The sequence below is a fragment of the Stenotrophomonas sp. YJH_SMC_46 genome, from assembly GCF_059370315.1.
Genome location: NZ_JCAFTO010000001.1, coordinates 360,428 through 386,033, shown reverse-complemented (window position 1 = coordinate 386,033; position 25,606 = coordinate 360,428). Strand labels below are relative to the sequence as shown.

At 65.6% G+C, this 25,606-nt stretch carries 22 protein-coding genes and 1 pseudogene; 5 read left to right on the top strand and 18 right to left on the bottom strand.

Going from position 1 to position 25,606, the window contains the following annotated elements:
- Positions 1 to 16: 16 nt before the first annotated feature.
- The 5 genes from AC5P8C_RS01790 to AC5P8C_RS01770 all read right to left on the bottom strand — a co-directional run bounded on the left by AC5P8C_RS01790 (position 17) and on the right by AC5P8C_RS01770 (position 6,550).
- Positions 17 to 2,335, bottom strand: a complete 2,319-nt coding sequence (locus AC5P8C_RS01790) for a TonB-dependent receptor (protein WP_423165914.1) — start codon at positions 2,333 to 2,335, stop codon at positions 17 to 19.
- A gap of 284 nt (positions 2,336 to 2,619) precedes the next feature.
- On the bottom strand, positions 2,620 to 2,997 hold the full coding sequence (locus AC5P8C_RS01785; protein WP_495218275.1) for a DUF2894 domain-containing protein: 378 nt from the start codon (positions 2,995 to 2,997) through the stop codon (positions 2,620 to 2,622).
- The gene (locus tag AC5P8C_RS01780; protein WP_053443174.1) at positions 2,987 to 3,625 is read right to left on the bottom strand and encodes an OmpA family protein; all 639 of its coding nucleotides are present in this window, start codon (positions 3,623 to 3,625) and stop codon (positions 2,987 to 2,989) included. Before AC5P8C_RS01780 ends, AC5P8C_RS01785 begins: the two co-directional genes overlap by 11 nt.
- A complete protein-coding gene (locus tag AC5P8C_RS01775; protein WP_423165911.1) occupies positions 3,622 to 5,886 on the bottom strand; it encodes a DUF802 domain-containing protein in 2,265 nt (754 codons plus the stop codon). Before AC5P8C_RS01775 ends, AC5P8C_RS01780 begins: the two co-directional genes overlap by 4 nt.
- Positions 5,887 to 5,896: 10 nt before the next feature.
- Positions 5,897 to 6,550, bottom strand: coding sequence for a DUF3348 family protein (locus AC5P8C_RS01770; RefSeq protein WP_010485248.1), 654 nt, complete (start codon positions 6,548 to 6,550; stop codon positions 5,897 to 5,899).
- A gap of 146 nt (positions 6,551 to 6,696) precedes the next feature.
- On the opposite strand from AC5P8C_RS01770, the gene AC5P8C_RS01765 reads away from it, so the two are divergent.
- Complete coding sequence (locus AC5P8C_RS01765) at positions 6,697 to 7,617, top strand: M14 family metallopeptidase (RefSeq protein ID WP_010485250.1); 921 nt, start codon at positions 6,697 to 6,699, stop codon at positions 7,615 to 7,617.
- Here the strand turns inward: AC5P8C_RS01765 and eptA are convergent.
- The 7 genes from eptA to AC5P8C_RS01730 all read right to left on the bottom strand — a co-directional run bounded on the left by eptA (position 7,521) and on the right by AC5P8C_RS01730 (position 13,122).
- The gene (gene eptA, locus AC5P8C_RS01760) at positions 7,521 to 9,332 is read right to left on the bottom strand and encodes a phosphoethanolamine transferase EptA (protein ID WP_423165908.1); all 1,812 of its coding nucleotides are present in this window, start codon (positions 9,330 to 9,332) and stop codon (positions 7,521 to 7,523) included. The genes AC5P8C_RS01765 and eptA overlap by 97 nt on opposite strands.
- A 73-nt stretch (positions 9,333 to 9,405) precedes the next feature.
- Positions 9,406 to 9,792, bottom strand: coding sequence for a diacylglycerol kinase (locus AC5P8C_RS01755; protein ID WP_019659912.1), 387 nt, complete (start codon positions 9,790 to 9,792; stop codon positions 9,406 to 9,408).
- A gap of 59 nt (positions 9,793 to 9,851) precedes the next feature.
- Entirely contained in the window at positions 9,852 to 11,084 is a 1,233-nt protein-coding gene (locus AC5P8C_RS01750; protein ID WP_423165907.1) for a HAMP domain-containing sensor histidine kinase, read from the bottom strand.
- On the bottom strand, positions 11,081 to 11,755 hold the full coding sequence (locus tag AC5P8C_RS01745; RefSeq protein WP_143994300.1) for a response regulator transcription factor: 675 nt from the start codon (positions 11,753 to 11,755) through the stop codon (positions 11,081 to 11,083). The genes AC5P8C_RS01750 and AC5P8C_RS01745 overlap by 4 nt, the downstream gene beginning before the upstream one ends.
- Positions 11,756 to 11,922: 167 nt before the next feature.
- Positions 11,923 to 12,453, bottom strand: coding sequence for a nuclear transport factor 2 family protein (locus AC5P8C_RS01740; protein WP_191863712.1), 531 nt, complete (start codon positions 12,451 to 12,453; stop codon positions 11,923 to 11,925).
- 35 nt (positions 12,454 to 12,488) lie between these two features.
- Complete coding sequence (locus AC5P8C_RS01735; RefSeq protein ID WP_191863713.1) at positions 12,489 to 12,935, bottom strand: YbbD-related protein; 447 nt, start codon at positions 12,933 to 12,935, stop codon at positions 12,489 to 12,491.
- On the bottom strand, positions 12,928 to 13,122 hold the full coding sequence (locus AC5P8C_RS01730) for a hypothetical protein (RefSeq protein WP_191863714.1): 195 nt from the start codon (positions 13,120 to 13,122) through the stop codon (positions 12,928 to 12,930). The genes AC5P8C_RS01735 and AC5P8C_RS01730 overlap by 8 nt, the downstream gene beginning before the upstream one ends.
- 492 nt (positions 13,123 to 13,614) lie before the next feature.
- On the opposite strand from AC5P8C_RS01730, the gene AC5P8C_RS01725 reads away from it, so the two are divergent.
- Positions 13,615 to 13,932: a hypothetical protein gene (locus AC5P8C_RS01725; protein WP_423165906.1), complete on the top strand. Its 318-nt coding sequence runs from the start codon at positions 13,615 to 13,617 to the stop codon at positions 13,930 to 13,932.
- A gap of 49 nt (positions 13,933 to 13,981) precedes the next feature.
- On the opposite strand, the gene AC5P8C_RS01720 is transcribed toward AC5P8C_RS01725, so the two are convergent.
- From AC5P8C_RS01720 to AC5P8C_RS01700, 5 genes are all read right to left on the bottom strand, one after another.
- Positions 13,982 to 14,329 carry an RcnB family protein gene (locus AC5P8C_RS01720; RefSeq protein WP_019337825.1) on the bottom strand — a complete coding sequence of 116 codons (348 nt, stop codon included), beginning with the start codon at positions 14,327 to 14,329 and terminating at the stop codon, positions 13,982 to 13,984.
- 133 nt (positions 14,330 to 14,462) lie between these two features.
- Positions 14,463 to 15,899: an efflux transporter outer membrane subunit gene (locus tag AC5P8C_RS01715; protein WP_010485272.1), complete on the bottom strand. Its 1,437-nt coding sequence runs from the start codon at positions 15,897 to 15,899 to the stop codon at positions 14,463 to 14,465.
- Positions 15,896 to 16,780: an HlyD family secretion protein gene (locus AC5P8C_RS01710; protein ID WP_495218274.1), complete on the bottom strand. Its 885-nt coding sequence runs from the start codon at positions 16,778 to 16,780 to the stop codon at positions 15,896 to 15,898. The genes AC5P8C_RS01715 and AC5P8C_RS01710 overlap by 4 nt, the downstream gene beginning before the upstream one ends.
- A 1-nt stretch (position 16,781) precedes the next feature.
- Positions 16,782 to 16,991 (bottom strand): DUF1656 domain-containing protein, encoded by a 210-nt coding sequence (locus tag AC5P8C_RS01705; protein WP_111098097.1) that lies wholly within the window; start codon positions 16,989 to 16,991, stop codon positions 16,782 to 16,784.
- Between the two features lie 4 nt (positions 16,992 to 16,995).
- Positions 16,996 to 18,957, bottom strand: coding sequence for an FUSC family protein (locus AC5P8C_RS01700; RefSeq protein ID WP_233652745.1), 1,962 nt, complete (start codon positions 18,955 to 18,957; stop codon positions 16,996 to 16,998).
- Between the two features lie 79 nt (positions 18,958 to 19,036).
- On the opposite strand from AC5P8C_RS01700, the gene AC5P8C_RS01695 reads away from it, so the two are divergent.
- Complete coding sequence (locus AC5P8C_RS01695; protein ID WP_054171912.1) at positions 19,037 to 19,831, top strand: AraC family transcriptional regulator; 795 nt, start codon at positions 19,037 to 19,039, stop codon at positions 19,829 to 19,831.
- A 35-nt stretch (positions 19,832 to 19,866) separates the two neighbouring features.
- On the opposite strand, the pseudogene AC5P8C_RS01690 reads toward AC5P8C_RS01695, so the two are convergent.
- A pseudogene (locus AC5P8C_RS01690) lies at positions 19,867 to 20,001 on the bottom strand (alpha/beta fold hydrolase); the annotation flags it as partial.
- A 271-nt stretch (positions 20,002 to 20,272) separates the two neighbouring features.
- On the opposite strand from AC5P8C_RS01690, the gene AC5P8C_RS01685 reads away from it, so the two are divergent.
- Complete coding sequence (locus tag AC5P8C_RS01685; RefSeq protein WP_100445939.1) at positions 20,273 to 25,015, top strand: RHS repeat-associated core domain-containing protein; 4,743 nt, start codon at positions 20,273 to 20,275, stop codon at positions 25,013 to 25,015.
- Between the two features lie 4 nt (positions 25,016 to 25,019).
- Entirely contained in the window at positions 25,020 to 25,595 is a 576-nt protein-coding gene (locus AC5P8C_RS01680; RefSeq protein WP_224328223.1) for a hypothetical protein, read from the top strand.
- Positions 25,596 to 25,606 lie beyond the last annotated feature (11 nt).

Here is a 25,606-nt window from a genome sequence, read left to right as displayed (position 1 = left end):
GACTCCGGGCGGTCAATCAGAAGCGAAGGTCGATCGTACCGAACACCTGGCGTGGTGCCGAGGCATGGAACACGTACAGTTTGCCGGCCGGGTCGCTCGGGGCGAACACGCTCGAATCCAGGTTGCTGGCATAGCGCTTGTTGGTCAGGTTGGTCACGTTGAACGACACGCGCATGCCCTTGGCGAAGCCGACCTGGCCGAAGTCATAGCCACCGGCCAGATCGAACACGGTAAAGCCGCCGAAGCCCTGGTCGTTGGTGTAGGTGTAGAAGCGTTCGCCGGTGTACTTGCCGCGCAGGCTGGCGAACCAGCCGTTGTCGCGCCAGGTGATCTCGGTGGCCAGCAGCTGCTTGGGTGTATCGGTCTGGATCTTGCCCTTGATCTGCTGCTCGACGCCGGCCTGCACGTAATTCGACGCATAGGTCGAGCGGTTCAGCGAGGCCGAGGTGTACCAGCTGAAGTGCTCGTTCGGGGTCCACAGCACGGTCAGCTCGGCACCACGGCTGTCGACGCCGCCCACGTTGTAGAAGCGGTTGCCGCAGGTCGGGCCGACCGGCTGCCGCGAGTCGCAGGGGTTGTACTGCAGCAGGCGGTTGTCGAAGCGCACGCTGTAGGCCGCGACCGAGGCCTGCAGGGTATCGGTGACGAAGCGGTAGCCGGCCTCCAGCGAGCGGGATTCTTCCGGCTTCAGGTTGCCCTGCGCGTTCCAGGTGGCCTGGCTGACTGCCTGCGGGCCCAGCTTGAAGCCGCCCTGGAACATGGCGATGTTCTCGGCGTAGCTGGCGAACACTTCGTGATGCTCGGCCAGGCGGAAGTTGGCGCCGATGCTGGGCAGGAAGTTCTTGCTGGCCTTCAGTGAGCCGGTGGCGAACTGGTTGTTGGAGGTCGGCGAGATCGGCGCCTTCGCGTCGCCCGGCAGGGCCTGCGCATCGGAGGTGGCATGCGGGCTCTTGGCGCCGAACTCCAGTGTCAGGCGATCATAGAGCAGGCGCCAGGTGTCCTTCAGGAAGAACTGGTGGGTCTTCCAGCGCGTGCGCTGGGCGAACACACCGACATCGGAGGGCAAGGTGTTCATGCCACTCAGGTCGCGCGGGCCGTCCACGGCGGTCTGGTAGCGCTCGGCGCTGCTGGTGTTGCGCTCGTACCAGACGCCGCCCTCGATGCGGTGCGCGCCCAGTTCCCAATCGAACGACAGCGTGCCGCCATCGCGGTCGATGGTATAGATCGTGTTGCGGAAGATGATCGGGATTTCCTGCGCGGTGCCCTTGTTCGACCACGCTCCGCTGTTCCAGTTGTGGCCTTCGCCGCGGTCGTCGTGGTGGTAGGCCAGGGCACGCAGGCTGAAACCATCGGCCAGGAAGAAATCGCCGGCCAGGTAGTACAGGTTGTCATCGCGCAGGATCTGCCCGGCGGTGAACGCACCGTCGGCATCCTTGTCCGGGCCGCTGCTGTCGCACTTCTTCGCGTTGAAGCTGGCGGTATTGCAGTAGGCCTTGGCCACGGCCTTGCTCCAGTCCGGCGCATAGCCGCCCCAGTCCCAGCCCAGCCCGCGCGACATCTCGTCCTTGGACAGGTAGAAGTAGTCCGCCTGGGTAGTGCGCGAGGTATCGACGAAGCCGGTGATCTGGCCGCGGCCAAAGTTCCACACGCCCTTGGCGTTGAACTGCTTGGTGGTGGATCTGTTGTAGGCGGTCTGGTCGTTCCACAGATCGGAGACGGCATTCATGCCGGAGATATAGCCGGAGAAACCGTTGTACTCGCCGCTGTCCACACGCACGAAGGTGCGGCGGTTGGCATCGCTGCCGAAGGTCTGCACCACGCGGCCGCCGAGTTCCTGGGCCGGGCGGTCGGAGGTGTACGAGATGGTGCCACCGAGGTTGCTGGTGGACGGCGTGCCGAGGCTGCCGATACCGACGGCCAGTTCGGCGCCGGCCATGTTCTCGCTGATCAGCGCACGGTTGATGGTCAGGCCGTTGTAGTTGTTGTACGCGCCATCGCCCAGCGGCACGCCATCCAGCGTGTAGCCGAGGCGGGTGGAGTTGAAGCCACGCAGGCTGAGGGTCATCGACTGCTCGTTGGTGCCCAGCGCATCGGCCGACTGCGCGTTGACGCCCGGCAGCAGGTTCAGGGTCTTCTGCAGGCTGGTACCCGGCGGCAGGATGTCGAGGTTCTCGCGGGTGATGCGCTGCACCTGGCGCGCTTCACCGCTGCCGATCACCGAAACCGCATCGAGGTCGGTGGCGGACGTGCCATGGGAGGTCGGGGCAGCATCCTGCGCCCAGGCCGCGGGAGCAAGCGCGATCGACAGCGCGGCGGCCAACAAAGTCTTCGTCATGTTGCAGACACTCAGGCAGGCACGAGCCACCGCGCTGGCGCGGAGCTCATGGAATTGAAAAGGGGAGACAAGCGATGCGACTGCAGGCGCTGCACGCGCCGTGGGCCCACGTGAAAATGGTGCGCTAGACAGATGACTGTCTGGTGACACCGCTACACGCGTGGCATGCCGGAGCATGCATTGATATATGCCAACCTTGGTTGGCATGCGCGGCGTCGTTGGTGGAACGCCAACCAAGGTTGGCGTCTACGGGGGCGCCGAACGAGGTCGGCGTCACTGTGCGATCAACCCGCGTTGCGCGGCTTGCGCGTGCGCTTCGGCTTTGCGGTGTCACCACTGCTCACGGCACCGTCCTGCAGCGCCTGCAGCCAGGACAGGGTGTCCACGTAGTCGATGAAACGGCGCAGGTAACCTGGGCTGGCGGCCTGCATCGTGTCCAGCATGCGCTGCACCAGCACCGCCGAGTTCAGCGGGCCGCCGTCAGCCGGAGCCTCGGCGCGCAGCGAGCGGCGCACCTGCAGTTCGCTGCGCAGTTCCGACCACTCGCGCTGTACCTGCTGCAGCATCGGCACCCGCGGGTAATGCGGCAGCGAGCGCGACCCCGCATCGAGGTCGCGCACCAGTGCGCGCAGTCCCTCCAGTGCGGGCGGCTTACTTGGCATATGGGGCCTTGGGCTTGGGAATCGGCGCGATCTCCACGCGACGGTTGCGTGCGCGTCCTTCCTCATTGGCATTGGAACTGACCGGCTGCTCGCTGCCGAACGCGGCGGCGAACACGGCGTCAGCCGGTACGCCATCGGCAATCAGGGTACGGGTCACGGTCAGCGAACGTTGCGCGGACAGCTCCCAGTTGTCGGCGAAGCGGCGGTTGCCTTCGCGCACCGGCGCATCATCGGTGAAGCCGCTGACCATGAGGATTTCTTCGCGACTGCCCAGATAGGCGGCCAGCGGTGCCGCCAGGCTGCGCAGCAGCTCCTGGCCTTCCGGCTGCAGCTGGTCGGAGTTGAGCGCGAACAACACGCTGCCGCTGATGCCGATGCGGCCGTCAACCAGCGTCACGCGACCGGCAGCCAGCGGGCCAGCCAGTGCCTGTTCGAGCGTCTGCAGGCGCTTGGCTTCGGCCTGGCGCTGCTTCACTTCCTGGTCCAACCGCTGCGACAGCTCCAGCTGCACCGCGACCACACCCACCAGGATCAGCACGAACGCACCCAGCAGCACCGACATCAGGTCGCCGAAGGCGGCCCAGATCGGGGCGTGTGAGCCGCCATCGACCTCCAGCTCGTCGCTCATGCGCTGCCGGCCTTGCCGCGGCGCGTGGCCAGCTGCTGCAGTTCTTCCATCACCTGCTTCTGCGACAGCAGGCTGAGGTCGACCACCTCGCGCGCCTGCGCCACGTAGTAGGCCAGCTGCTCATCGCTGCGGGCCAGCGAGGCATCCAGTGCGCCGCCAATCTGTTCCAGGCGGCCGGAAAGCTCGGTGGAGGCACTGCCGAACTGCGCGACCGCTTCACCAAAGGTGCTGGCCAACTGGCCCACTTCACCGGCGCTGCCGTTGAGCGCTGCGGCGATGCCGTCCAGCTTCCCGGTCTCGGCGGCGATATGGTCGGTGAAGCGGTTGCCGACGCGCTCCAGCAGCTCGGCCGATCCGCCAACCAGCGCGTCCACGGCGGTGCGCTGTTCGTGCGAGGCATGGTTGATCGCATCGAGCAGGGTCTGCACGGTGGCCAGCAGGCGACCGCGTTCTTCCAGCATTGCGTTGTCACGCACCAGGCTTTCAGAGAGCGTGCTGCGCAGTTCGTTGATGACGTCGGCAGCGGCCTTCGGCGCGGCTGCCGCGGTCTGCAGCAGGGTGGAGACTTCGGCCAGCGTTGCGCTGGCCTGTGCACGACCGTTCTCGCCGATCTGCTGTGCGGTCGCCGCCAGCGTGTCGCAGACCTGCTGCTGCTGCGCAGCCAGGCGCTCGCCGTTGGCCCGCAGGCGCTCGGCCAGGTCGGTGGAAACGTGCTGCAAGGCATCGCTCCAGCGCTGCAGGCGCTGTTCGTCGCCGGCCTGCAGCTGCGCATGCAGCGCGGCGTGGGCTTGCTGCAGTTCGGCGCTGACCGCGTCCCAGCGCGCCTGGCGCTGCTGTTCGCGAGTGTCCAGGCAGGCCTGCAGTTCGGCGTGCGCAGCTGCGGCGGCAGCCTGGGCGGCCTGCCACTGCTGCGAGCGCTGCTGTTCGTGGTCCTGCAGCAACGACTGGCTGGCGTCGTGACGCTGCTCCAGTGCCCGCAGCAATGCCTGCGCATGCTCGTCCAGCTGCTGGCCGGCCGCCAGCAGCGCCTGCTGCTGGCGCTCGACCAGCGCGCTGTTCAGTGCCTGCTGCTGCTCGATGGCGGCGCGCCAGGCCTCGGCGTTGCCGTTGGCATCGACCTGCAGGCGCTCGCCGATGCGCGCGACCAGTGCTTCGGCCTGCGTGCCCTGGCCATCGCTGAAGGCCTGCAGGTGCTGGCGCAGATCGTCCACCAGGGCCTGCTGTGCCTGGCTCTGTTCACTCACGACCTTGGCCCAGCTGGCTTCGGTCGCAACGCGGCTGCGCTCGAAACCGTCGCTCAGGCCAGCCAGCTGCTGCTGCACGGCCTGCTCGACGCGGGCGTGCAGTGCTTCGCTGTGACGGGCCAGGCCAGCCAGCGTGGTCTCGGCCATCGGCTGCAGCGCACCGCCGATGGCGGCGGCGCTGGCTTCGGCGCCTTCGCGCAGCGACTGCTGCAGCGAGACCGCCAGACGCTCCTGCAGCGCCTGGCTCTGGGTCAGGAATTCGGCCTGGCCGGCCAGCAGGCGCTCGTTGGCGGCCGTGCTGTGCTGTTCAAAGGTCTGTGTCATCGCCTGTAGGCGGTCGACCAGTGCCGGCAGCGCGGCGGACTGTGCCTGCAGCAGGCGCAGCGACTCGGCGCGCTGCCAGGCCTGCGAGTAGGGATGCAGGTCGCCTGCAATGGCCCGGTCCAGCTGCTGCACGGCCTGCAGCCGATCCCGACGCAGCAGCGCCGCCAGCAGGCCGAGCATGGCCGAGCTGGCCACACCGGCGATCGAGGTACCGAATGCCACCGCCAGGCCCTGCACCGGCGAGGCCAGCGAGCCGCGGATGGCGGCCATGTCGGTCGCGCTCTGCAGGGCCAGTCCGGTGCCACGCAGCGTGTCCATCATGCCCAGCAGGGTACCGAGCATGCCCAGCAGCACCAGCAGGCCGACCAGGTAAGGGGTCAGCACCGGTGCGGGCAGGGCGGTGCGCTCGCCCTCCACGCGCAGGCGCACGGCGTTGCGCAGGCCTACCGGCACGCGCTCCAGCCAGGGGGCGAGGCTTTCCTTCGCGCTGGACAGGTCGTTCAGTGCGGCGCGCAGGCCGTTGCTGGCCTTGCGGTAGCGGTACAGCTCCACGCCACCGGCGATGTAGCAGGCCGCGATGATCGCCGCCACCGCTGCACCCAGCGGATGCACCGAAACGTAGCCAATGCCGATCCAGCACACGGCCAGCAGGCCGACAAGGAAGACAACGACATGGAAAGCAGTTCTGGACATGGTGTTCCGGTCAGTGGGAGCGCAGGGCGTCTTGCAGCCCTTCGATCGGGTGGAAGCGCAGCTGCAGCTCGGCGAGCAGCAGCGTGCGCATGTCATGGCGGAAGGCCGTGCGCCAGCCGGGCTGGCCGTGCACGCGTTCAAATCGGGCGCCGAGCACGGCCGGCGCAGTGGCCAGCAGGCTGTGCTCGCGCGGGGTGAGGGTCTGTTCCATCACCGCATCGACCTCGGCCAGCCGCGCCAGCTCGGGCGAAACCTGCACCAGCTGGTCGCGCAGGCGGCCGCGCAGGCGGCCCGTGGCGGTCTGGATGGCCTGCTGCAGTACCCGGTAGCGCTGGCGCAGCGAGGCGAAGTTGGGTGCGGCGGCAGCTTCGGCCAGGTCCAGCAGGCGCTCGGCCTCGGCATCCTCACTGATCGAGGCGAGCAGGCTGGCGTGCGCCTGGGCGCAGTCGGCCAGTACATCCTCGACCGCTTCGGCGGCTTCACCGGGCTCGGGCAGGCGTCCGCCGAGCGCCCCGGACAGGGCCACGGCACGGCTCCAGTCCACCCACTGGCCGAGGCGATCGGTCAGGGCGGGACTGGTGGCCGGCATCGCGCCGTCGCTGAGACGGGCGAGCAGGCGGAGGAACTCCGGTCCACCCAGGACCGGCTGCGCTGCGTTCGCCATCAAGGGGTGAGGGGCCAAAAACCATTGATTTTACAACCAGATGACCCCGGCTGGATGAAGGCGGGGCGGGGCGGGGGCGCCCGCAGGCGCGACAAGGCTTAGAATGTCCGGCTGCACCCATCCCGTTCGACCCCTGGAGTTCCCCAATGACCGTTGCGCAGTTCTACCCGATCGGCACCCCCGGACAGCCCTGGGGCGACGCGGAACGCGCACAGTGGCGGGCCCGCCAGCAGCGCCGGCGCAGCTACCACGACGACGTGGTGGCCGCGCTCGAGCGCCTGGACGACAGCTTCGATGTGATCCAGTACGGCCAGCTGGACTATGCGCCGGACCATTACCCGCTGTTCGCCGTGGTCAACCACGACTGGAACCCGGCGCTGCCGACCGCGCTGATCACCGGTGGCGTGCATGGCTACGAGACCAGCGGCGTGCACGGTGCCCTGCAGTTCCTGGAGCAGCAGGCGGAGCGTTACCTGGGCCGGCTGAACCTGATCGTGGCGCCGTGCGTCAGCCCGTGGGGCTACGAGCGCATCCAGCGCTGGAACCCGGACGCCATCGACCCCAACCGCAGCTTCCGTGACGGCGGCCAGATCGTGGAAGCCGCCGCCCTGATGGCCTGGGTGGCCGAGCGCAAGCCGAACCTGCTGGTGCACCTGGACCTGCACGAGACCACCGACAGCGACCTGCACGAGTTCGATCCGGCGCGTTGTGCCCGCGACGGCAAGCCATTCGAGCGCGACACCATTCCGGATGGTTTCTACGTGATCGGCAACAGCGAAGATCCGCAGGCCGAGTTCCAGAAGGCATTGATCACCGCCGTGGCCCCGGTCACCCATATCGCCCCGGCCGATGCCGAAGGCAACCTGGTCGGCCTGCCGCTGCAGTCGCCGGGCGTGGTCTGGGGTGAATCGCGTTCGATCGGCGCCTGCGCCGGCTTCACCGACGCGCGCTTTGCCACCACCACCGAGGTCTACCCGGACAGCCCGCGCACCAACCCGCAGGAATGCAACGACGCCCAGGTGGCGGCGGTGTGTGCGGGCCTGGATTTCGCCCTGGCGGCGCAGTAGCGCGCCACGTTCCGGGCAGCGACCGGCATCAGCCGGCGCCTTTCTTTGGCCGGTGAGGTGGCCACAGCCGGCGAAGCCGACGCGCGGCAACCTGCGAACACATCCAGATCGTGCTGGTACACCCCGCTGTTGACCGCGAACAGGCCCAGCAGCGAGTGGAAGAGGTTGTCGTGGCTGTGCGCCCGGTGCAGGGCATTCTGGTGCAGGCAGGCCAGGTCCAGGCCTGCGTTGCGGCTGAATTCCGGTGAGAACCACATCACCATCGGCACCTGGGTCTGCTCGCGCGGGGCGATGAAGTAGGGCGTGCCGTGCAGGTACATCCCGCGTTCGCCCAGCGACTCGCCATGGTCGGACACATAGATCAGTGCGACATCACGCTGGTCCGCATAGCCCTGCAGCAGGTCGATGGCCTTGCCCAGCAGGTGGTCGGTGTGGACCAGAGTGTTGTCGTAGGTGTTGACCAGCGCCTCGTTGCTGCAATGCTGGATCTGGTTGCTGTCGCAGGTCGGGCTGAAAGCCCGCGACGCTGCGGGATACCGTTCAAAGTAGGTCGGCCCATGACTGCCGAGCTGATGCAGCACGATCAGGGCGTCGCCGTTGATGGCATCGATGCGTGCGCCCAACTGGTGCAGCAGCACGTCGTCGTAGCAGGTGCCGTCGGCGTTGACGCACTGGCCGGCCACCTTCAGCGCAGGCATGTCCTCGGTCGGTACGCGTTCGCACACGCCCTTGCAGCCGCCGTTGTTGTTGTTGCGCCAGAGCACGCTGATGCCGGTGCGCTGCAGGATGTCGAGCACGTTCTCCTCGGTTGCGGCGCGCACGTCGTCGTACTGGCCTCGGGTCATCTGCGAGAACATGCACGGCACCGAGATGGCCGTGGCGGTCCCGCATGAGGAGACATCATTGAAGCTGATGACGCCTTCCTTGCGCGAGAGCCGGGGATTGGTCGCGCGTGGGTAGCCGTTGAGCTGGAAGTTCTGTGATCGCGCGGTCTCGCCGACGACCAGGATCACCAGCTTCGGGCGCGGGCCCGGCGCGCGCCGTGCGTCCATGCCAATCGCGCGCAGCGGTTGCTGGCGGGTGCTGTAGAGGCTCTTCAGGTAACCGTGGGTATGCCGCACCACGTTCAACGGCAGCACCTGGTCGCGGATGTAGCGGTTGTTGCGAAGCAATGACGAATAGTCCTTGTAGAACGCAAAGCCGATCGCCAGCAGCACCATCATGGATACCAGGACGTTGACTGGCCACACCAGGAACGAACGTATCGAGCCCGCCCCGCTGGTGGTGCGCACCAGGGCCAGCCCGGCAGCAGGCAGCACGCCCAGCGCCAGCAGGGTCAACAGCAGTGGCAGCGAGAGATAGGCGTTCAGCTCGGCCTGGTTGGTCTCGAACACGTTCTGCACCATGCTGCGATCGATCAGCACGTTGTAGTGCAGCATGAAGTAGCTGCAGGCGGCGCTGACGACAACGAGCAGCACCAGCAGCGGCCTGCGCAGGAACGGCAGTGCCAGCAGTGGCGTCAGCATCAGGTTGAACAGGCAGAAAAGCACCACCGGCAAGCTGGCCAGGAACAGCATGCTGCGCAGGCTGTTGAGGTCGATCAGCCCCCACAGCGTCTTCCAGAGGGCGATGTTTCCAATCGTGGTGAAGAACAGTGCGGTGGCCCAGACCAGAACGATCGGATGGGGCCGTGGAAAACGGCGGCGTTGACGCACGAGCAGGTTCCGTGGAGCGGGAGTGCGCGCAGTATCGAAACCGCTTTATCAGGAAGTTGTCAGGTTGGGCGGACTAGCCCAGCAGGATCACGCCCCACACCGCGCCCACCATCAACAGTGCGGTGGTCTGCGCGGCGCTGCCCATGTCCTTGGCGTTCTTGGACAGTGGATGCTGTTCCAGTGAGATGCGATCGACCACTGCTTCGATCGCCGAGTTGAGCAGTTCCACCACCAGGCTGATGAAGCAGACCGCCAGCACCAGCGCCCGTTCGAGCTTGCTGATGTCCAGTACGAACGCTGCAGTGATCAACAGCGCGTGCAGGAGCAGCAGCTGGCGAAAAGCAGCCTCGCCACGAAAGGTAGCGATGAATCCGTCTCGCGAATGGATCAGGGTGTGGAAGATGCGGCCCAGGCCGGTCTTGCCATGCGGGTACTTGCCGCTGTCCTTGGGGTGCTGCATGCCGTTTCCGCCGTGAAGTGAGCAATCCCCAGCATGTGCACGCGCGTGTCAGGAAACCGTCAGGCGGGCCATTCCAGGCTGAACCGGCATCCCTGCTGCGAGGAGTGCACCGTCATCCTCCAGCCCAGGTGTTCGACGATGCGCTGCACGATGGACAGCCCCAGTCCCTCGCCATTGTGCGGGCTGCCGGGCACGAAGCGCTGGAACTGCTGTGGGTCGATACTTGAGGGCAGGCCGGGTCCGGTGTCGGCGACGGTGAGTGCGGTGTCGTGGAGGGTGATCCTCACTTCGCCCCTTTCGGTGTACTGGCAGGCGTTGCGCAGCAGGTTCCAGATCACGCTGTGCGCCAGATCTGCGTTGGTGTCCAGCACGGCGTCATGCCGGGCATCAAACGCAACGATCACCGGCTTGCCGGAAATCCACGGCTGGCAGCGCTCCATGCAGGATTCGATCAGCGGGCGCAGGGCCACCTTGTTGCGCGGCACGGTACTGGGGGCGCGTGAGAGCAGCAGCAGGCAGGTCAGCTGGCGCTGCATCTCCTGGGTGGTGCGCAGGATGCGCTCCGCGCTGGGAACCAGGTGGCTGTCGGCCGGAAGCTGGCAGGCGAGCGTCTCCGCAGCGCCGCCGATGATGGCCAGCGGCGTGCGCAGCTCGTGGCTGGCATCGCCGCTGAAGCACTGTTCGCGATGCAGGAACCGTTCGAGCTCGTCACTGTGTCGGGCGAAGGCGCGGGCGAGTACACCGATCTCATCGCGCGCGTCCTGGTAGGGAAAAGGCTTCTGGCCGTCCTGCACCGCGTCCGCCAATCGCGTGATGGGTGCGATGACGTGCGTCGCTACCTTGCGGCCGATCAGGAAGGCGCCGAGCACGCAGATCGAAATGACCAGTGCCGCAAAGGCGTTGATCAGGTGTTCCAGATAGCCATAGTGCGCCGCATCCTGCAGCAGGTAGTAGCGCTGGTCGCCGTTGTTGAAGACGCTCAGGTGCCACTCGTTGGGCGCCTCTTCGCCGTGATGGCCCGGGCCGTACTGGCGCAGCACGACAGGCGCGTCATGGGCATCGAACAGCTGGGTCCCCGGTGGCAGGGCGGGGCGTTGGCCACGAGCCAGCGCGGCCTGCAGCCTTTCCACTTCACCGTGCTGGGTCCGCGCGACGACAGCAGCCCGGACCTGGTCGTAGTCGACCTGTTCGGCCAGAACGATGAAACCCATGGCACCGGCCATCAACAGCACGAACGAGATCGTGATGCGGGCACGCAAGCTCAGGCGGCGGTAGAGGGAGGCAGGGCTCACGCCTGCATGCGCCAGCCGACGCTGTGCACCGTGGTGATCAGCGCGGCGTCGAAGCTGCGGTCCACCTGCAGGCGCAGCTCATGGATGTGTGTTCGCAGCGCGCCGCTGTCCGGTGGCTCGTCGCCCCAGACCAGGTATTCCATCTCCTGCTTGCGGACCACAGCGGGCGCCGCGCGCACCAGGCACATCAGCAGCTTGTGCGACGTGGGTGTCAGCGCAATGCGGCGGCCTTGCCGCCAGGCCTGCGGCGAGCGCGTGTCCACCTGCAGATCCTTCCACGCCAGCACGCTCTGGACCTGGCGGCCCTGGGCGCGTCGTACCAGCGCCTTGATCCGCGCATCCAGTTCCGTCAGCGAAAACGGTTTGACCAGGTAGTCATCCGCGCCCAGGGCCAGGCCCTGCACGCGGTCTTCGACCGGATCGCGCGCGGTCAGCATCAGGATCGGTACCGGGTTCTGGAACTCCTGGCGCAGCTTCTGGCACAGCGTCATGCCGTCCAGCCGCGGCAGCATCAGGTCCAGCAGGATGGCGTCGTAGTCGTGCTGTGTGGCCCGGCGCAGTCCGCTGGCGCCGTCGCGGGCGTCGTCCAGGACGTAGCCCAGCGGTTCAAAGAAGGCATACAGATTGGCAACCAGCTCGGGGTTGTCTTCGATGATCAGCAGGCGGGTCATGGCGTGCGTCCTTGCGCGTGGCCGAACTCTGCCCGATCTCTTGCCGGATGCCAATGCCCTGGCTGAATGGATCGCAATCGGCAATCGGCAATCGGCAATCGGCAATCGGCAATCGGCAATCGGCAATCGGCAATCGGCAATCGGCGCTCAGCGTCCTCAAGCGACGTTCAATCGGCCGGGCTGCGTGAGTCGCGGATCGAATAGATCACCGAAAAGATCTTCCAGCCCTGTTCGGTGCGGACCAGCTGCCACATTTCCTTGCCCCAGTTGGTCTCCCCCCCATCGTCGTGGAAGCTGTAGTCGAACGACACCGAGGCCACGTCGCCGTCTGTCTCGATCTTCGTGTTGGAGAACTTCTCCTCCTTCGGCTTCGGCGAGGCCACCGCTCCATCGATCAGCGCGATGAAGTTGTTGGCGGGAATCTGCCGCGCCTTGATCGCATCGGGCTTGGCCTTGCGGATGTCCTGCAGGCGCACGTCCTCGGAAACATACTGCCAGCCGATGTCTTCCGGCTTGTCCGAAAAGAACAGGTCCATGTAGGTCGGCTTGTCCTTGTTGATCAGCGAGGTCCGGAAGGATTCGACAACCTGTTCGATCGCTTCGATGTCGGCGGGGGCGTTCTCCGCGGCGTAGGCCGGCAGGCACGCCGCGAAAGAGAGGGCGAGGGCGACGAAGCGTGCACGCGCGTTGGGCATCATGGGTTCCTGAGAAGAGGGGCGACGGTGCGGGCGCATCACCGTGCGTAGGTTCGCCAGAAGAGCACGCGGTCTTCGGTCCTGTTGATGGCGACGAAGACCGATTTTCCGGATTCAGGTGCGCAGCGAAAGACGCGGTACGACGCGCTGAGCGTCGCGTCGCCAGGCCACCAGTGTCGATTGAACGCAACAGGATCGCGGTCGTTGAATGTGGTTGCCTGGCAATCCGCAGGCAGCTGCAGTGGTATCGCAGGGGGCTTGGTGAAGGCCAGCGCGCTGGTGTTCGAGTCGAGGTCGTGTACCTCGCGCAGGCCGGTCGCCTCGTGGGGTACCCAATCGGGAATCCATCCCTTGTTCACCATGTCGGCGTCAAGCGCCTCGCACAGAGTGTCGAACGAACTGTCCATCACCAGTCCGCAGGCGCCGAGCGCGCTACAGAATGTCACGACGATGGCGCGCCTGGCCATTCCGGCGGGGCTAGTCATCGTCGTCCTCTTCTCCGGAAAGCAGCCTACCCAGTTCTTCCGGTGGCAAGCGCTTGAGCCGCGCTTCCAGTTTCCGATCGTACGGCCGGTCGTTGGGTTCGGTATGGCGCTGCGCCTTGCGCGCGTACTGCTGCATGAACAGGCCGATCTTCTGCGCGATCCTGTCCTTCCGGCGCTTGCCTGCCATCGACGGGCGTCCCTGTGTTCATCCTGAATCATCGGTCGGCGCACGCTAGCACGGATGCCGGGCGCTGCAACAGGCCAGCTTGTCGAGGTTTGACGTTGAAGAAGGTCTGCGCGGATGATGCGCGGGCGCGAGGCGCAGGAGGGGGTCTGTCAATGAGGACACTGATGGAGGGGCTTGCCGGCCTGTTCGTGGCGTACGTTGCCAGTTGCTCGGCGATCTCAGCGTGGCATTCCCACGCGCTTGCCTCGGTCCCGGTCGGGGCGAGCAGGGCCGAGGTACTGCGGGTTCTGGGGCAACCTGACGTGGTGGAGCATGCCGGTGCTCCCTTTACCCGCTATGCCAGCAGTGGATGCGGGGTCGCTGTGCGCAGCGATGGTGGTATGAGAACCGGCTGGGCCTGGATACCCAAGCCTGGTCGGTGGAGTTGGCTGCTTCCGATCACGTGCTCGCAACGTCGCGCTTGACATCACTGTAGAAGACCGCGACGAGCGCATGCGTATCCATCGACCTTTCATCTTCATCGCAAGCTTGGCCCTGATGGCGTTGTGCGGGCTGATGGGCGTAATGGTGCTCATTTATGGCTTCAACGAGCACGGCCTGAGCTGCGGCAGGCTGTGCTCACTGGAGATCTCCATCCGCCTGCTCTTTGGTGATCGGGGATTCGAAATACTGGTTGCGATGGGGCTCGTTGCCGCGGCGCTGATGGTCGGGCATATCGCACTGCGGGAGGGCATGCATGCCGGGCGGCAGCGGAGGCAGGTGGGGCGCGGTGGGCGCAAACACCCCCGACCGGAGCGACCCCGGTCGTAGGGTGTCTGCACCGGGGTAAATCGCTCCATGTGGGACGCTGCAGGTCGCTTCAGCGATGCAGGGCGTCGATGATCAGCCCGGTGGCGATCTCCACCAACAGGTACTCGTTGTCGGACTGGCGCACCCAACGCCGGTCGCGGCCCGGCTCGCGCAGGTCATAGCGCGCGTAATCGTCTACCCAGTAGCGGCGGTCCACTTCGGCCCACGGCAGGCGCTCGCCACGTCGCCAGGCCTTCTTCTGCCAGCCCGGCGGCGGCGCATCACGGTTATGCGGGCCGCCCGCATGCGGTGGCGGGCCGTTGCCGCGGGCGTGGTGCGGCGGATCGGCGAAGGCGGGCGCTACGGCGAGTGCTGCGGCCGAGCCCACGGCAATGGCAAGAAGACGTATGGATGTCATCGGGATGCCTCCGTCATGGCCGCGATATGCGGCGCTGTGAGCGCGAATATAGGGCAGGCCGTGTGAATGAATACGGATGTGGACAGGGCTTTCATGAACAGATCGGGTAGCGGCTGCTGCTGCGAAGACGACGTCAGCGGGCCGCACCAATGGCGACGGCCCCTGCAGCCCAACCGCCACCCAGTGACAGGAACACATCCATCTGACGGTCGACCCGCTCCGCGCGGGAGGCCGCCAGTGCGGACTCCGCATCTGCCAGCGCGGCCTGGGCCGAAAGCACGTCGAGAAAATCGATCCTGCCGAAGCGGTAGAGCTGCTGTGCCTGTCCGGCTGCGCGCGCCGCGTCCCCGCGCGCCTGCGCCAGGCTGCGCTCGCGTTCAAGCTCCTGCGTGCAGGCAGAAAGCGCGGTCTCGGTCTGGCGCAGTGCCTGCAGCACGATGCCGTCAAAGGAAGCAAGAGCGGCATCCACATTGGCGCCGGCCGCCGCGATGCGGGCCTTGGCCACGCGGCGGTTGGGCCAGTGCCATGAGAGCAGCGGCCCGACGCTCGCCCCGAAACCGTCGGCCGAAAGCAGCTGCCCTCGCGTGCCTGCTGTGCCCAGGGATGCGCCCAGGGTGACCCGCGGATAAAGTTCCGCGGTCTCTACGCCGATCATCGCCGTGGCCGCGGCAAGGCTCCGCTCGGCGGCACGTATGTCAGGGCGCCGCTGGAGCAGCTGCCAGCCCTCACCGACCGGCAGCGCCTGCTCCAGCTCCGGGGGGCGCGGGCATGCTTCCGCCTCCCTCGGATAGTCTGCCGGCACCCTGCCCATCAATGCGGCCAGTTCGAACAGTGCGGCCTGACGTTCGGCCAGCAGGTGCGGTATCCCCGCCGCGCTGCGGTTGACGGCGGCACCGGCACGGCTGACATCGAAGTCCGTTCCTCGACCGCCTGCGGCGAGGCGGCGGGTTGCCTCCAGCGTGGCGTGCTGGATCGCCAGCACCTGCCGGGTTGCGGCGAGCGTGTGATTGCGGGTGCACACCTGGAGATAGGCACGCGTGACGGCAGCAGCGACGACCACGCGGACCTGGTCGCGTGCCGCAGCGACGGCCTCGGCGTCCGCGTTGGCGGCTTCGATGCCGCGGCGGATGCCGCCTGCAAGATCCAGTGGATAGGAGAGGTGAAGGCCCAGCGCATACGACTGCGGCGCGGCCGACGCTTGGGCGTAACCACCTGTATGGGTGAGCGTGCCCGATGCATCCACGTCGGCTTGCACGGCACCGCGCGCGCGGTACTCCAGCACGGTTGCGCTGGCGCGCCGAAGGTTGGCATCGGCGGCGCGCAGGTCGGTATTGGCCGCCAGTGCTTCGCGTACGTAGGCGTCAAGCCGGGGGTCGCCATACAGGTGCCACCATTGATCTGGTGGCGCGTCCTGGCTGAACGATGCCTCCTGGCCCGAGACGAACGCCCGCGCCACCTGGGGGGAGGCCGCGACCGCATTCGCAGGCAGGTGATAGTCGGGGCCGGATACGCAGGCCGTCATGGGCAGCAGCAGGGCAAGCAGCCCACCGCGTAGTGTTCGCACGCTCACTTGCAGGCTCCCGGTGCCGAGGGTGTGATGGTCACACTCGCAGTGCGACCCACGATCAGGCGGGTATCCGACGGCGCATCATCGATGCGGATGCGTACCGGGATGCGCTGCGCCAGCCTCACCCAGGTATAAGTTGGCGCCACGGCGGGCAGCAGGTTGTGTGTGCTTGAGCGCTGATCGTCGGCAATGCCGGCGGCGATGGTATCCACGTGTCCGCGGACGTCGTGGTTGTCGCCCATCAGCCGGGCCACGGCGGCATCGCCCTCGGTGATGCAGGCCAGTTTGGTTTCCTCGAAGTAGCCCTCGATACGCAGGCTGCCGGTGTCGATCAGCGCCAGTGCCTGCGCACCGGGTTGCAGGTAGTCGCCCGCGTGCAGGTCGAGGTTGGTGATGATGCCATCGGTGGTTGCGCGCACCTCGGTGCGTTGCACGTTGAGCTGGGCAACGCGCTGTTCGGCCCGTGCCTGCGCCAGCGCGGCCAGCTCGGTATCGACCTTGGCGGCATTGCGTTCGCGGGTTTCCGAAGCGACCAGGTTGCCAAGTGCGTTGTCCCGCGCCGATTCGCGGCGGGCCAGCGCCAGCGTGGCACGCGCGCTCCTGACCGCCGCGTCTGCCTTCTCCAGCGTGGCGGCGAAGCGTGGCTGATCGAGCACCAGCAGCAGCTGGCCGGCACTGACCCGCTGGTTGTCGTGCACCAGCACCTGGGTGACCAGCCCCCCCATGTCCGACGCAACGCGCACCACATCGGCGCGCACCCGCCCATCCCGCGTCCACGGGCGCATTTCGTAACGATTCCAGAGGGAGAGCGCGGCAATGGCGGCAAGCGCACACACGCCCAGCGTTGCGCTCCAGCGCCCGATGACAGCAAGCAGGTCTTTCATTTCATTTCTCGAGCAGGGGCGAGAGCCGGATCATCAGCTCCGCCAGGATCACGAACAGGGACAGGCCCACCAGCGGCCACGCGGCGAACAACCGGTACAGACCGAGGCTGGCGAGGAAACGTGAGGTCAGTACCGACAGCGCCAGCGCGGCGATGGCCACCGCAAGCAGGCCGGGAATCAGCACGCCATCAATCGAAAGATCAGGAAGCATGAGGTCAGCGCCGGTGGGTGAGCGGAGGTACGAGCAGGTCGCAGCGCAACCCGCAGAGCAGGTGCAGCAGATGCTCTCGATCGACCCCGCTGCTGGCCGCAGCTGCCTCGCGCATGCGGTCCAGCAGTACCAGAAGATGGATGTCGACACTGCGTGCCGAGTGGACGCGAACCCCGAAATGTGCAGCGATGCGTTCGACCAGCGCCGCATGAAGCGTCCGAACCTGCGGGTTGTGCAGCCGCTTTTCCAGCGCGCGGAGTTGGCTGGATGCACGTGCCGCACGCACGTCCGCAAACAATGCCCGCAGGTCGTGCGCGGCGCTGGAACGGCCCTGCAGCCTGGGAGCGAGCAGCCCTATTCGATCCAGCATGCGGCTGAGCCACGCGCGGCTCGCACCGCCTTGTCCGGCGGCGTAGCGTGCGATGTCCCGACGGATCGACCGCTCCAGCCGAGCGCGGTTGCGGACCGCGTCGGCGGTTTGGAACAGCTGCATGCTGCACAGTGCCACCGTCGTACCCACGAACAGCGCAACGCTGTTGTTGAGTGCGCCGACGATGTTGACCGAATTGGTCGCGCCCAGGCCTGCGATGATCGGGAAGGTCAGTACCACGCCCAGGGCGGCCATGATGAAGGGCGGCCGGGCCAGGAACGATCCGCACAGCAGCAGCACCGGCGCGAGCGCGGCAATCAGGCCGGTGATATCGGACAACGCGGGGAAGATCAGTAGACCGTAGAGCAGGCCGACGGCCACGCCGATGCACGATCCCACCAGGTAGCGCATGACATGCGGTGCCGGCGCTTCGATCGTGCCGAACAGCACGCACGCCGTGCCGATGATGGATACCGCCGTGGCGCCCTCCGACCAGCCGGTGACGATCCACAGAACGCAGCTCAGCAGGATGCCGGCGAACGCGCCCAGCGCGCTGCGCAGGGCAAGCCGATGATCCCGGTGAAGTACCGCACCCTGCACATGTCGCGCAAGGCGGGCAGGCACATGCCGACGCCAGTCGGGACGGGCAGTGTGCAGTTGCGCCTGCAGCACGCGGCAGTCGGCGTGGGCGAGGTCGAGCTCGGTCTGTTGCGCGGCGAGGCCGGCCTGCAGCAGATCGCGCCAGCCCGTTGCATCCATCGCGCCGGCCTGTGGTGAACGCAGCCGGTCGATGGAATCTTCCACCGCGCTGGACAGCATCAGGACGTCCAGCATCCGGTCGTGCAGGGCGCGCAGGATCTGCACCTGCGCCACGCCGTGGGCGCTGTCGTAGGGCAGGTGGATCGACAGCACATGCAGCTCGAGCAGGTCGGCGGCCACTTTCGAGCGGTCCGTCGCCAGTACCGTGTCCGATGCACCGGCGCGCATGTCCCGTGTCCATCGTTCCGCATCATCCAGCACGGCAGCAACCCGTACGTGCACGCGCATCGAGACCCGGCGCGGCAGCACCAGCGCATGTACCAGCGTTGCGGCCAGGATGCCGATGGCGATTTCCTGCACCCGTGTGATGGCAATGGTGAACACGTCTCCCGGCACCATCACCGCAGGAAATCCAATCAGGCTGGTGGTATAGCCGGCCAGCAGGAACGCATAGGCACGTGGCGTGCGGTCGAGCATCGCCAGATACAGGCACAGCGCCATCCACGTGGCGAGTGCGGCACTCAGCACCAGGGGGGCATTGGCGAAACGTGGCACCAGCACGACGGTGGCGACGGCCCCGGCCACGGTACCGAGCAGGCGGAACAGGCCGCGGCTGAGCGTTGCCCCGGAAAGGGGCTGTGACACCAGATAGACCGTGCCGATCACCCAGAACGGGCGATTCAGGCCGACCCTCAGAGAGACATACAGCCCCAGCGACGCGGCGAGCAGGCATTTGAGCGAGAACAGCAGCGCTTCCTGATCGGTCCTGAGGGCAGGGTTTTTCAACCGGGCAAATGCCTGGCGCATGTAGGGGCGGAACGGGGTGGGGGAGTGCATGCGGCTCATGCTAGTGATCGGCCGCACTGGCGAATTTCGCTACAATGACAGTCAATCGCTAAAACCGGTCAATGTGAGAATGGCTCGCATTTCGCTCCCCGGCTTTGACCTGGACCCGGACGAGACCGATCGCCCGGCGGTTGCCAGCCGCCTGCAGGTGGCCGAGCACGACGCGGAAATTCCGGTGCATGAGCATCGAAAGGGTCAGCTCATTCTTGCGCTGCATGGGGCGGTGACCTGCGAAGTGGCCAATGCGTTGTGGATCGTGCCGCCCCAGTGTGGCGTCTGGATTCCGGGTGGCATGCCGCACAGCAACCGCGCCACCGCCAACGCGCGCCTGTGCTACCTGTTCGTCGAGCCCGGCATCGTCGATCTGCCCATGCAATGCGTGACGCTGGCGATCTCCCCGATGCTGCGCGAGATGATCCTGCACCTGGCCGACGCGCCGCTGGACTACCCGCATGGCAGCCACACCGACCGGCTGGCGCGGGTGTTGCTGGACGAGCTGGTACGGATGCCGGCCGAGCATCTGTCGCTGCCGGTCAGCCATCACCCGAAGGTGCGTGCGCTGGCGGCGGCGCTGTCGGCGGATCCGGCAGACCGCAGCACCATCAGCCAGTGGGCCATGCGCCTCGCCCTGGGCGAGCGGACGTTGACCCGGCTCATCGAACGCGAAACGGGATTGTCCTTCGGGCGCTGGCGGCAGCAGTTGCATCTGCTCATCGCCATTCGTGAACTCGCCGCGGGTGCACCGGTACAACGCGTTTCCGAGACGCTGGGCTATGAGTCGGTGACGGCCTTCATCACGATGTTCAAGAAGGCGCTTGGCCTTTCCCCGGCGCGGTACTTTGCCGTGCGGCTGCGCGGGCAGTAGCGGGGAACAACGGGGGAAGCCGTTGCCTGGAACGGCTACTTCGAGGTGTCGGAGACCGATGGAATCGCGGCCACCACCGCAGCAGGATCCTCGCGCTGGAGGGTGTGGCCGGTTGCCAGGTAGCGGTGCGAGCCGCGCGTGAATCCCGAGAAGAGCAGGGCGCGTGCGGCAGATTGTGCTGGTAGTGATGTGAGCTATGAACACGGACTCCCTGTAGAAGAAGTCATGGGAGCCCGGCGTAGGCCGCTGAATGGCCACGGATGCTTGAATCTGTGACCGGTTACGCGGCTCCACACTTGAACGTGCAAGCGTCTTCAACGATAAAGGCGGCATGTAGCACTGCCGCATACCGGACCAGGGACGATCCGAAGCATGACGCGGGGAACACCTTCGCGTTCTCGTTCCCGCCGGCGCTGTGTTCGTCCAGGAAGGAGAACAGGGATGTTGGAACGACTGAAGACCATTTCGTGTGCCGTGCTGGCGATTGTTGCCGTTGGCTGCATTGCGCCGGCTGTTGTACAGGCGCAGGAAAGCAAGATCACCTGGCGTATTTCCCAGCCCGGCGGCGACGCGACCCAGTACAAAACCCAGCAGGCGGCGGTGGCCGGCATCAAGAATCTGCCGGCGCCCAGCCCCTTCCCGCCGGAGTTCCAGTTCGGCTGGCAGTACGTCGACAAGATCAAGTCGAAAGTCGTGGACTTGAACGGAAATACGTCGATTACCTACTGGATGGGAAAGACGCAGCCCTCCGACCCTGACTGGACTTACTACGGCGCGGGTGATGGTGGCTTCTTGTCCGAAGAGGAAGTGCTGGAAGCGCTCATTGCAGACTTGCAGGACATCAATCCCCAGTGTCCTGGGGAAACTGCTGTGCCGGAAGGAGAATGGGGCCCAACTGCTCCAGGGATGGACGGAATTTCGGAGGTCAGGGAGTACCGGGTCACCGGCATGCTGGGCAGCAATTCGGCGGAGTCTCCGTGCGTGCCCTTCGACGCAGGAACGACAGGGCTTGCTCGCATGCGACGCTTGAACTGCCCGATCCCCTTCACGCAGTGGTCCAACACACACAACGCCTGCGTCAGCGAAGAATTCGTTGCAACCATTACCTCGAAGTCGCAGAAGTGCGACAAGGACGGCGGCAACGGTAGCTGCCCCATGTCCCGCAACGATGCAGCGGCGAACATGAGTCCGATTCCCGACAAGGACCCGGCCTCCAACGGCGGTACCTGCGACGGCAATGTCGGCAACCCATGTGATGTCAAAACGGGCGAGAAGTACGAGATCGCGCCGGACTTCGATCTGGGCTGGATCGCGCTGACGCGCTTCTATCACTCCGGCATCTCCACCTCATCCGGTGGCTTCGGTTATGGCTGGACCCATTCGCTGGGCGCCCACCTGGCACTGGATGGCGTTGACAGTGTGGGCATCATTGAAAGCACTGGTTTCCAGCGTGCATTCAAGAAGATCGGGCAAGCCTATGAGGCGGACGACGACAGTGGCGATCGTCTGGTCCAGAACGGCAACTGGACACTGTACACGGCCGATTCCATCTCTACCTTCGGCGCGGACGGGCGTCTTGCCGCCAAGCGCTTCGCGGATGGCACGTCGCTGACCTACATCTATGACGACAGCGACCGCCTTGCAGCCGTCACCCACAGCAGTGGCCGCACGCTAGAGTTCGTTTACCAGTCCAACGACTATGAGGCGCTGATCAGTTCGGTGCTGGTCGAAGGCATTCCGCTCGCCACTTATACCTACACGCCGCAGAACCAGGTCGCCACGGTGACCTATGCGGGTGGTGGTGTGCGGACGTATCACTACGAGAACCAGGACTTCCCCCAGCACCTGACCGGCATCACCGCCGAGGACGGTCGCCGCTACAGCACCTTCACCTACGATTCCATCGGTCGTGTGATCTCCAGTCAGCATGCCGGCGGTGCCGATGGCGTGACGCTGGCCTACAGCCCCAATGGCGGTGCGGTGGTGACCGACGCGCTGGGGCGGCAAACCGACTACACCCTGACACCCGGAGGCGATAGCGCTCCGTCGCGCAAGGTGACCGGCCTGACGGATTCGCAGGGAACCGTCAGCCGAACCTACTACGACCAGAGTGTCGACTTCCGCCGGCGTCTGAATACCTACACCGATCGCCGCGGCATCCAGACCAAGCACACCTATGCGCAGGGCACCGATCCGGTGAGCGGTCGTGCCGTCAGCATCCATACCGTGACCGAAGCGGTCGGCTTTCCCGAGCAGCGTGTGGTGACCACGGCGCGCGACGTCGAAACCAATGCGGTACTGACCACCCGGATCGGTAGCCGCGAAACCCGCACGGCCTTCAATTCCCGACGCCAGCCGACGGCCAACACCGTGACCGACACCGCTTCCGGTCAGACGCGCATCACCAACTACACGTACTGCGAAGCCGCTGATGTGGCAGCGGCAGGCAGCTGCCCGGTGGAGGGGCTGCTGAAGAGTGTGGATGGCCCGCGCACGGATGTGGCCGATGCCGTTACCTATGCCTATTACTCGGCGGATGATGCAGGGTGCGCGACGGGAGGTGCCTGCACCTATCGCAAGGGCGACCTGCGCAGCGTGACCAATGCGCTGGGCCAGACGGTCGAGACTCTGGCCTACGACGCTTTCGGACGGCCGTTGTCGGTCAAGGATGCCAACGGCGTGGTCACCGACTACACCTACCATGCTCGCGGCTGGCCAACCTCGGTCACCGTACGTGGCGCGACCACTGCCGAGAATCGGGTCACCCAGATCAGCTACTGGCCGACCGGCCAGGTGCAACAGATCACCGAGCCCGACGGCAGCAGCGTTTCCTATGTCTACGATGCGGCGCTGCGCTTGACCGATATCGAGGACAACGCGGGCAACACGATTCACTACACGCTGGACAATGCCGGCAATCGCCTCAAGGAAGACACGCTCGATGCAGGCGGTACCCTGCGCCGTACCCTCGCACGGACGTTCAACACACTCGGCCAGCTGACCGCACTGAAGGACGCAGGCAACCACGCTACCGGCTTTGCCTACGATGCTAACGGCAACCCGCAGACCGTGACCGACGCCCTGCAGCGCGTGACCAGCCAGCAGTACGACCCGCTGAACCGCCTGGCCCAGACCTTGCAGGACGTGGGTGGCGTGGCCGCCGAGATCCGCAGCCAGTACAACGCGCTGGACCAGGTCACCCAGGTCACTGACCCGAAGGGCCTGCATACCACCTACGCCTACAACGGATTCGGTGACCTGACCGGGCAGGTCAGCCCGGACAGTGGCGCCAGCAGCTTCACCGTGGACGCCGCCGGCAACCGCAAGACGGCCACCGATGCACGCGGCATCACTGCCACCTATCACTACGATGCACTCAACCGCCTGATCGGCATCGCCTACCCGGACCCCAATCTGGACGTGGGCTACAGCTATGACGTGGCGCCGGCCGCCTGTGCCGCCGACGAGCGCTTTGCCAAGGGCCGCCTGGGGCAGGTGCTGCACGCCAATGGCAGCACCCAGTACTGCCATGACCGCTTCGGCCAGGTCACCCGCAAGGTGCAGACCGTCAATGGTGTGGCCAGCACCCTGCGCTATGCCTACAGCAAGACGGGTCGCTTGACCGCGTTGACCTACCCCGACGGCAGCGTGGCCGACTACGTGCGCGATACCCAGGGCCGCATCAGCCAGATCGGCCTGACCCGCCCCGGCCAGGCGCGCCAGATCGTGGTGAACAACGTGACCTATGCGGCCTTCGGCCCGGCGACCGGCTGGACCTATGGCAATGGCCGCCAGCTGCAGCGTCCGCTGGACCTGGACTATCGCCCGCAAGCGGTGCATGACCCGGCTGCAGGCGGCCTGTCGCTGGGCTATGGCTATGATCCGGTCGGCTCGATCACTGAGCTGAAGAATGGCGCAGGCTCGACGGTGCTGGCCAAGTACGCCTACGACACGCTGGGCCGACTGACCCAGACCCAGGACGGCGCGACCGGCACGCCGATTGAAACCTATGCCTATGACGCCACCGGCAATCGCACTGCGCTGACCACCTCAGCAGGCACCGCCAGCTACACCTATCCCGCAACCAGCCACCGGCTGACCGCCGTGGATGGCGAGGCGCGCAACCATGACGCGGTGGGCAACACCACCAGCATCGGCGGCAAGACGTTCACCTACAACGATGCCAACCGCATGAACGCCGTGAAGCAGGGCGATGCCGTGCTGGAAAGTTATGCCTACAACCACCGCGGCGAGCGCGTGCTGCGCACCCCAGCCGGTGGTGCGGCTCAGATCACCCTGTACGACGAGGCCGGGCAGTGGCTCGGTAACTACTCGGCCACGGGCCAGGCGCAGCAGCAGGCCATCTGGCTGGACAACTATCCGGTGGCGCTGATCAACACGCCGGCTACCGGCGTGCCGGAGCTGGCCTACGTGCAGCCGGATCATCTGGGCACGCCGCGCGTGGTGATCGACCCGGTGCGGAATGTCTCGATATGGGAGTGGAGCAACAAGAGCGAGGTGTTCGGCAACCAGATTCCGAGTCTTGATCCGGATGGCGATGGTGTGGCGTTCGAGTTGGCGCTGCGCTTCGCCGGGCAGCAGGCGACGGATGCGAGTGGGCTGTTCTACAACTATCGGAGGGAATACGACCCGGCAGTGGGGCGGTATACCCAGAGCGATCCGATTGGGTTGATGGGTGGACTGAACTCGTTCGCGTATGGAAGCGGAGATCCCACTGGCCGTGTCGATTCGCTAGGCTTGGCCGATAAAAAATACATACCTCAGGCCGTACCTGTTTCACCGGAGTTGCAGGCGGTCGGAAATCGGCTCCAGAGGCTGGCAAACCAAGCAGCGTCCACCATCGACGCCACCTGTGGATGGCGTTGCTCACTGCCTTGGATACGCGGAACGCTCATCCATAGTGAGTTCAAGCGCCTGGTGGATACCACATGCCCGACGTCTCAGTATGCGACTGAGGTGAGCTACGCTGGCCGTAGGGTTGTTAGGTATGGGTACCCGGGGTCCTCACGGGCGGACGCTGTGTACGGCCCAGTTGATGCACCTCAAGCCATCTTCGATCTGAAGACTGGTTGGGCTTACATCTCCTGGGATCAGTACAATAAGTACGTCAAGAATCTCCCCGAGGGAACTCTCGTGGTGGAACTTAAGCCTGAAGGCCGTTGATAAGATGAACAAGCGATACATTTGCAGCCTTCTGCGGAAAAGGTCCGGCCTGATCGGCGGGTCAAGCGGATATTTTTTCCGAAGTGACTATGACTATGTGGCACAAGGAATTGTTCTGGAGTTCGTCCCAAGGGGGCTCTATGTATGGAATTTTGTATTTCCATTGTTTGACTCCTTTGGGCCGCATCTTTCCTACAGCAGCCGAATCGCGGATCGGCCGTTTATCGGAAGGGATCAAATGGCAGACGATGATGTGGTTGAGAGCATTCTTTCATCGATCGAGCTGCGAAACGTTATTGAAGCGAAGTCTTCAATGACCTTGATGGAATTTGCATCATTTCTCGAGACGCGGGGCTTGAGAGGTGCTCACGCTCATATCAATCATGCAACTGCATTGGCGCTATTGGGGAAGACGGATCTAGCGCTGAAGTTGCTGAAGGAACTAGTCCCGGCGTTGGATGATCATGATCTGAAACTTTGCGATTCTCTAATAGTGGCCCTGAATCTTGGAGTTGAGGCGGTCAAATCGATGCTGGACGTGGTGAAGGAGAAGAATGTTAAGAAGCTGGGCGGCGCCTGATCCAAAGGTTA

What these genes read in the sequence shown, in the direction of transcription:
- AC5P8C_RS01790 (WP_423165914.1), bottom strand. Translation starts at nt 2,335, where the DNA reads ATGACGAAGACTTTGTTGGCCGCCGCGCTGTCGATCGCGCTTGCTCCC.
- AC5P8C_RS01785 (WP_495218275.1), bottom strand. Translation starts at nt 2,997, where the DNA reads ATGCCAAGTAAGCCGCCCGCACTGGAGGGACTGCGCGCACTGGTGCGC.
- AC5P8C_RS01780 (WP_053443174.1), bottom strand. Translation starts at nt 3,625, where the DNA reads ATGAGCGACGAGCTGGAGGTCGATGGCGGCTCACACGCCCCGATCTGG.
- AC5P8C_RS01775 (WP_423165911.1), bottom strand. Translation starts at nt 5,886, where the DNA reads ATGTCCAGAACTGCTTTCCATGTCGTTGTCTTCCTTGTCGGCCTGCTG.
- AC5P8C_RS01770 (WP_010485248.1), bottom strand. Translation starts at nt 6,550, where the DNA reads ATGGCGAACGCAGCGCAGCCGGTCCTGGGTGGACCGGAGTTCCTCCGC.
- AC5P8C_RS01765 (WP_010485250.1), top strand. Translation starts at nt 6,697, where the DNA reads ATGACCGTTGCGCAGTTCTACCCGATCGGCACCCCCGGACAGCCCTGG.
- AC5P8C_RS01755 (WP_019659912.1), bottom strand. Translation starts at nt 9,792, where the DNA reads ATGCAGCACCCCAAGGACAGCGGCAAGTACCCGCATGGCAAGACCGGC.
- AC5P8C_RS01745 (WP_143994300.1), bottom strand. Translation starts at nt 11,755, where the DNA reads ATGACCCGCCTGCTGATCATCGAAGACAACCCCGAGCTGGTTGCCAAT.
- AC5P8C_RS01740 (WP_191863712.1), bottom strand. Translation starts at nt 12,453, where the DNA reads ATGATGCCCAACGCGCGTGCACGCTTCGTCGCCCTCGCCCTCTCTTTC.
- AC5P8C_RS01735 (WP_191863713.1), bottom strand. Translation starts at nt 12,935, where the DNA reads ATGACTAGCCCCGCCGGAATGGCCAGGCGCGCCATCGTCGTGACATTC.
- AC5P8C_RS01730 (WP_191863714.1), bottom strand. Translation starts at nt 13,122, where the DNA reads ATGGCAGGCAAGCGCCGGAAGGACAGGATCGCGCAGAAGATCGGCCTG.
- AC5P8C_RS01725 (WP_423165906.1), top strand. Translation starts at nt 13,615, where the DNA reads ATGCGTATCCATCGACCTTTCATCTTCATCGCAAGCTTGGCCCTGATG.
- AC5P8C_RS01720 (WP_019337825.1), bottom strand. Translation starts at nt 14,329, where the DNA reads ATGACATCCATACGTCTTCTTGCCATTGCCGTGGGCTCGGCCGCAGCA.
- AC5P8C_RS01710 (WP_495218274.1), bottom strand. Translation starts at nt 16,780, where the DNA reads ATGAAAGACCTGCTTGCTGTCATCGGGCGCTGGAGCGCAACGCTGGGC.
- AC5P8C_RS01705 (WP_111098097.1), bottom strand. Translation starts at nt 16,991, where the DNA reads ATGCTTCCTGATCTTTCGATTGATGGCGTGCTGATTCCCGGCCTGCTT.
- AC5P8C_RS01700 (WP_233652745.1), bottom strand. Translation starts at nt 18,957, where the DNA reads ATGCACTCCCCCACCCCGTTCCGCCCCTACATGCGCCAGGCATTTGCC.
- AC5P8C_RS01695 (WP_054171912.1), top strand. Translation starts at nt 19,037, where the DNA reads ATGGCTCGCATTTCGCTCCCCGGCTTTGACCTGGACCCGGACGAGACC.
- AC5P8C_RS01685 (WP_100445939.1), top strand. Translation starts at nt 20,273, where the DNA reads ATGTTGGAACGACTGAAGACCATTTCGTGTGCCGTGCTGGCGATTGTT.
- AC5P8C_RS01680 (WP_224328223.1), top strand. Translation starts at nt 25,020, where the DNA reads ATGAACAAGCGATACATTTGCAGCCTTCTGCGGAAAAGGTCCGGCCTG.